We start from the raw sequence: 4,564 nt of genomic DNA on the forward strand, positions 1-4,564 counted from the left end.
TCGGGTTCTGGCGCGGGGGCTGCGGATCGAGGCGCGGGTGGGGGAATGGACCTGTCTGATGGGCGCATCGGGCGTGGGGAAATCCACGCTTGGGCGGATGGTGGCGGGGCTGCCGGTGGCGGCGCTGTTGCAGGGCTGTCTGCGGGTGCCGATGGGGCCGGTCGCGGTGATGGGGCAATCGGATCAGCTGCTGCCCTGGGCCAGCGCGCTGGCGAATGTCACCATCGGGGCGCGGCTGCGGGGCGCGCGGCCCGATGTCGCGCGGGCCTATGCGCTGCTGGAGGCGCTTGGGCTGGCGGGGATGGCGGATCGTCGTCCGGGCGCCCTGTCGGGCGGTCAGCGCCAGCGGGTCGCGCTGGCCCGCACGCTGATCGAGGATGCGCCGCTGGTGGTTCTGGACGAGCCGTTTTCGGCGCTGGATGCCGCGACGCGGGCGGCGATGCAGGATCTGGCGGCGACTGCGCTGGCGGGGCGCACGGTCATCCTGATCACCCATGACCCGTTGGAGGCCGCGCGGCTTGGCCAGCGGGCCTATCTGATCGGCGGCGCGGGCAGCAGGCCCCTGCCCCTGCCGCCCGGCCCGGTGCCGCGCCCGCTGGACGCGCCCGATGTGCTGGCCGCGCAGGCGGATCTGTTCGCGGCGCTGATGCGGCCTTTGGCGTCGTGACCGTGGGTCGGGCAGGCCTGCGGGCGCGGCGGATGGCCGGGGCGCTGCTGGTCGCCGGGACCGGGCTGGCGTTGTGGCAGGCGCTGGTCTGGGCCACGGGCGTGCCGCCGTTCATCCTGCCCGGACCGGGGCAGGTGGGCGCGGCGCTGATCCGCCATGGCCCGATGCTGGCCGAGAATGCGCGCTTCACGCTGGCCAATCTGGCGATGGGGATGGCAGCGGGGATCGCGCTTGGGCTGGCGACGGCGCTGAACCTTGCGCTGTCGCCCTTTGCGCGGGTCTTGCTGCGTCCGATGCTGGTGGCGGCGCAGGCTGTGCCGGTCTTTGCGCTGGCCCCCGTGGTCACGCTATGGCTGGGCTATGGCGCACCGTCCAAGGTGGTCATGGTGGCGCTGGTCGTCTATTTCCCCGTCACCTCGGTCCTGTTCGATGCGCTGATGCGTCCGCCCCCGGCGCTGGAGGATCTGGCCCGGATGATGCGGGCGCGGCCCCTGCCCTGCCTGCTGCTGATCCGGCTGCCCCATGCGCTGCCCGCGCTTGGATCGGGGCTGCGGCTGGCCGCCGTGCAGGCGCCGCTGGCGGTGATCATCGGGGAATGGGTGGGGTCCAGCCGCGGCCTTGGGCATGTGATGCTGATGGCCAACGGGCGCGGGCAGACCGACCTGATGTTCGCGGCGCTGGCGGTGCTGGCGGCGATGGGGATGGGGCTGTTTGCCGGTGCCGGGCTGATCCAGCAGCGGTTGGAACGGGGCCGCCCCTGAAGGGCGGCCCGGCTGATTACCACGAGGTCAGGACGGCGCCCTCGTATTTCTCGTCGATGAAGGCTTTGACCTCGGGGCTGTGATAGGCCTCGACCAGCGTCTGGACCCAGGGCTCGGCCTCGCGGCCTTCCTGCACGACCAGGATGTTGACATAGGGGCTGTCGGCCTTTTCCATCGCGATCGCGTCGTCTTTGGGCGACAGGCCCGAGGCCAGCGCATAGTTGGTGTTGATGATCGCGATATCGGCATCGGCCAGCGTGCGCGGCAGTTGCGCCGCGTCCAGTTCCAGAAAGCGCAGACCCTTGGGGTTCTCGGCCACGTCCAGAGGGCTGGGGACAAGGCCCGTGCCCTCGGTCAGGGTGATGATCCCCAGATCCTGCAGGATCAGCAGCGCGCGCCCGCCATTCGTCGGATCGTTGGGAATCGCGACCTGTGCGCCCTCGGGCAGATCGTCCATCGAGGTCAGGCTGTCCGAATAGATGCCCATGGGCGTGGTGATCGTGGTCCCCACCTCGACCAGACCGAAGCCGCGATCGGCCATCTGGTTTTCCAGATAGGGGCGGTGCTGAAAGCTGTTGGCATCCAGATCGCCATCGGCCAGCGCCTGATTAGGGACGACGTAATCGGAAAACTCGATCACCTCGATGTTCAGACCAAGGGGGGCGGCCACCTTGGCCACCTCTTCCATGATCTCGCCATGTTCGCCGGGCGAGACGCCGACGGTGATGTCTTCGGCCAGAGCGGTCGAGGCCATGGCGGCGGTGCCGAGAGCCAGAGCGGAAACGAGGGTTGTCAGACGCAGCATGGGATTGGTCCTTTCTTGTCTGCAGACGGGGAAACGTTACAGGCCGCGATTGCGGGGGGCGCGACGGTCGACGCGGGCGGCGATCCATTCGCCAAGCGACTGGACCAGCTGCACCAGCACGATCAGGATGACGACCACCGCCGCCATCACCTCGGGCATGAAACGCTGGTATCCATAGCGGATGCCCAGATCGCCCAGACCCTGCCCGCCGACCGCCCCGACCATCGCGGAATAGCCGATCAGGCTGACCACGGCCAGCGTCAGGCCAAGCGTGATCGCGGGCAGCGCCTCGGGGATCAGCACGCGGGTAATGATCTGCAACGGCGTGGCGCCCATCGCGCGGGCGGCCTCGATCAGGCCCTGATCGACCTCGCGGATGGCGTTTTCGACCAGCCGGGCGATGAAGGGGATCGCGGCCAGCGTCAGCGGCACCATGGCCGCATTGGTGCCGATCGAGGTGCCGGCGATCATGCGGGTAAAGGGAATGATCGCCACCACCAGAATGATGAAGGGAACGGACCGGGTGGCGTTGACCACCAGCCCCAGCCCCTTGTTGATCCAGGGCGCCGCCAGCAATTCGCCGCGCTGCGAGGTGGCCAGAAACACGCCCAAAGGCAGCCCGCCCAAGGTGCCCAGCACCGAGGAGATGGCGACCATCCACAGGGTCTGCAGCGTCGCGTCCCACAACAGGGGGATCAGGTTAGCGGACATGGCCCAAAGCCTCCGTGATCAGCCCGTGGGTTTCCAGAAATGCCCGGGTGCGGTCGCCCTGATCGGCCGGGACCGAGATCAGCAGGTTGCCGAAAGGCCGTTGGCCGATTTCCTCGATGGCACCGCCCAGAATATTGGCGCTGATGCTCAGTTCGGTGGCCAGCCGGGCCAGCATCGGATCGGTCGCATGGGTTCCCGCAAAGGTCACGCGAATGACCTGATCGCCGGGCGGATCCTGATGCAGCCGCCCCGAGACAAAGGCGGGCAGCGTGGTCCCGGTCACGCCCGACAGAAAGCTGCGGGTGGTGGGATGGGTGGGACGGGTGAAGATGTCATAGGTCGGCCCGGATTCCACGATGCGGCCCGCCTCGATCACCGCCATATGGGTAGAGATATCGCGCAGCACCGCCATCTCATGCGTGATCAGCAGGATGGTCAGGCCCAGATCGCGGTTGATCTGGACCAACAGCTCCAGCACGGTCTGGGTGGTCTCGGGGTCCAGCGCGCTGGTCGCCTCGTCCGACAGCAGAACCTGCGGGCCCGTGGCCAGGGCCCGGGCGATGCCGACGCGCTGTTTCTGGCCGCCCGACAGTTCCGCCGGATAGCGGTCGGCCAACGGGCCAAGGCCCACCTGATCGATCAGCTGATCGACCCGCGCGCGGATCTGCGCGCCGGGCGTGCCCGCGATCTGCAGCGGCAGGGCGATGTTGCCGCGCACCGTGCGCGAGGCCAGCAGATTGAAGTGCTGAAAGATCATCCCGACATTGCGCCGGATCGCGCGCAGGGCGGGGCCGCGCGCCTGTCCGACATCCTGCCCGGTGACCTCGACCCGGCCCTCGGTTGGGCGTTCCAGGCCGTTCACCATGCGCAGCAGCGTGGACTTGCCCGCGCCCGATCTGCCGATGATGCCGGTGATGCTGCCCGCAGGCACGGTCAGAGAGATGTCGGCCAAGGCCGTCACCTGTCCATCTGCCTTGGGATAGGATTTGCCCAGCCCGTCAAAGATGATCGCCGCGTTTTGCGCCGTGCCGGTCATGATCCCTGCCCGCTTGCCGAAAGTCAGGGCGGGGGCATGCCCGAAACCGCGCCCGGACGCAAGCCGGTCGGAACCCGGTCCCCACGGCCCCGCAAGGACCGGCATTCGCGCCCCCGGCCCGGCGCCGGAACAGATGACGCCGGGCCGGGGCAAGGCCGGAACCAATGGCCGACCGGGGCGATGCAGCAGCCGATGCGCGTTCTTATTCCGCCGCAGGCGCCAGAGGCCGCGCCAGAAGCCCGGTCAGGATGCTGCGCAGGGTATCGGGGCGAAACGGTTTCTCGATCAGCGGCGCATGATCGAAGCCCTGCGGCAGATGTTCGCGCCCATAGCCCGAGACGAAGCAGAAGGGCACCGACAGGCTGTCGAACAGGGCCGCGACCTCGTCCACCGGTTCGCCCTTCAGATTGCCGTCCAGCAAGGCCAGATCGATGGGACCGGCGCGCCCGGCCTCCAGCGCCTCGGCGACGCTGCGGGCGACGCCGGTGACGATGGCGCCCGCATCCTCCAGCTCGAAGCGCAGGTCCAGCGCGACCAGCGGCTCGTCCTCGACCAGCAGAACCCGGCAACCGTCCAGCGTCGCG

6 protein-coding genes are annotated in these 4,564 nt (G+C 68.9%); 2 read left to right on the top strand and 4 right to left on the bottom strand.

Features of this window, described 5'->3' with window-relative positions:
* Together EG885_RS21790 and EG885_RS21795 are read left to right on the top strand one after the other, a co-directional pair.
* Positions 1-667 (top strand): ATP-binding cassette domain-containing protein (locus tag EG885_RS21790; RefSeq protein WP_423227225.1); only part of this gene is annotated, 667 nt, incomplete at its 5' end.
* 32 nt (positions 668-699) lie between these two features.
* Positions 700-1,428, top strand: a complete 729-nt coding sequence (locus EG885_RS21795; protein WP_131578877.1) for an ABC transporter permease — start codon at positions 700-702, stop codon at positions 1,426-1,428.
* Positions 1,429-1,444: 16 nt separating this feature from the next.
* On the opposite strand, the gene EG885_RS21800 is transcribed toward EG885_RS21795, so the two are convergent.
* From EG885_RS21800 to EG885_RS21815, 4 genes are all read right to left on the bottom strand, one after another.
* Complete coding sequence (locus EG885_RS21800; RefSeq protein ID WP_131578867.1) at positions 1,445-2,233, bottom strand: MetQ/NlpA family ABC transporter substrate-binding protein; 789 nt, start codon at positions 2,231-2,233, stop codon at positions 1,445-1,447.
* Positions 2,234-2,269: 36 nt separating this feature from the next.
* On the bottom strand, positions 2,270-2,944 hold the full coding sequence (locus EG885_RS21805) for a methionine ABC transporter permease (RefSeq protein ID WP_131578869.1): 675 nt from the start codon (positions 2,942-2,944) through the stop codon (positions 2,270-2,272).
* Positions 2,934-3,980 carry a methionine ABC transporter ATP-binding protein gene (locus EG885_RS21810; protein WP_131578871.1) on the bottom strand — a complete coding sequence of 349 codons (1,047 nt, stop codon included), beginning with the start codon at positions 3,978-3,980 and terminating at the stop codon, positions 2,934-2,936. The genes EG885_RS21805 and EG885_RS21810 overlap by 11 nt, the downstream gene beginning before the upstream one ends.
* 202 nt (positions 3,981-4,182) lie before the next feature.
* A partial coding sequence (locus EG885_RS21815) for a response regulator (protein ID WP_131578873.1) occupies positions 4,183-4,564 on the bottom strand: 382 nt, incomplete at its 5' end.

The organism is Paracoccus nototheniae, assembly GCF_004335005.1.
In the GTDB taxonomy this organism is placed as follows: domain Bacteria; phylum Pseudomonadota; class Alphaproteobacteria; order Rhodobacterales; family Rhodobacteraceae; genus Paracoccus; species Paracoccus nototheniae.